The organism is Colwellia sp. MB3u-55 (assembly GCF_014076785.1).
GTDB lineage: Bacteria > Pseudomonadota > Gammaproteobacteria > Enterobacterales > Alteromonadaceae > Colwellia_A.
The window spans coordinates 1-1,206 of the sequence record NZ_JACGUS010000056.1 but is presented as its reverse complement, the minus strand read 5'-3'; the positions used below and the strand labels follow the sequence as shown (position 1 = coordinate 1,206).

Annotated in this window: 1 protein-coding gene; it reads left to right on the top strand. The window is 38.2% G+C overall.

All coding sequences use genetic code 11. From position 1 onward, the window contains the following. Positions 1–18: 18 nt before the first annotated feature. Positions 19–1,206 (top strand): IS3 family transposase gene (locus H4J66_RS20700; protein ID WP_182169571.1). Its coding sequence is split into 2 segments (ribosomal slippage), with 1,189 coding nucleotides annotated over them: positions 19–274 and positions 274–1,206; the frame shifts between segments, so codons are not numbered across the junction. This gene is flagged as partial in the annotation.

Sequence of the window (1,206 nt, the reverse complement as noted above, 5' to 3'; positions counted from 1 at the left end):
AAACGTTAGGTGATACAAATGACAAAGAAAAAACGTCCAAATTTCAGTCCTGAATTTCGATTAGAAACAGCACAATTAGTTGTTGATAATGGTTATACCCACGAAGATGCAGCGAAGGCCATGGGTGCTGGTTATTCCACCGTTAGCAAATGGGTTAAACAGTTAAAAGAAGAGCGAAAAGGTAAACAACCTAAAGCTACTCCTATGACCGCTGATCAATTAAAAATACGTGAACTTGAAAAAAAGATTGAACGCATTGAATTAGAAAAGGATATCTTAAAAAAGGCTACTGCTCTGTTGATGTCAGACTCCCTGAACAATTCTTATTAATTGAGAAACTCAATCAGAGCAACAAAATAAAATATCCAATCACTACGTTATGCGATGTATTTAAAGTACATCGCAGCAGTTATAAATATTGGGTAAACAGGGATAATAATTTAAGCTCGTCAGAGATTAAATTAAGAGCTGATGTTAAACGCTTTCATGCACTTAGTGGTGGCTCTGCGGGTGCTAGAAGCCTATCTGATATGGTGACGAATGAAGGTTATCCATTAAGTCGTTATCGGGCAAGAAGCTTAATGAATGAGCTAGATTTAGTGAGTTGTCAGATACCTAAGCATAAATACAAGAAGGCGAATCAAGATCATGTGGCCATCCCAAATATACTCAAACGTCAATTCGCCGTTGTTGAGCCTAATACTTATTGGTGTGGAGATGTGACGTACATTTGGACAGGTAATCGTTGGTCTTATCTTGCTGTTGTCCTTGATTTATTTTCTAGAAAAACTATCGGCTGGGCGATATCAAACTCACCTGATAGTGAGTTAACGATGCAAGCATTGATGATGGCATATGAGAGCAGAGGAAAGCCTAAAGATGCCATATTCCACTCAGACCAAGGAACGCATTACACCAGCAGAAAGTTTAGGCAACGACTGTGGCGTTATCAAATCACACAAAGCATGAGCCGCCGTGGAAATTGTTGGGATAATGCACCAATGGAACGATATTTTAGAAGTTTGAAAACGGAATGGATACCTTTGATAGGGTATAAGAATTTTAATGAAGCCAAACAAGCAATCATTAATTACATCATGGATTATTACAATAAGACCAGGCCACATACGTACAACGGTGGAATAAGCCCAAATGAATCAGAGCGAAGATACAAATTAAGCTACAAAACTGTGGCCAATTTTACTT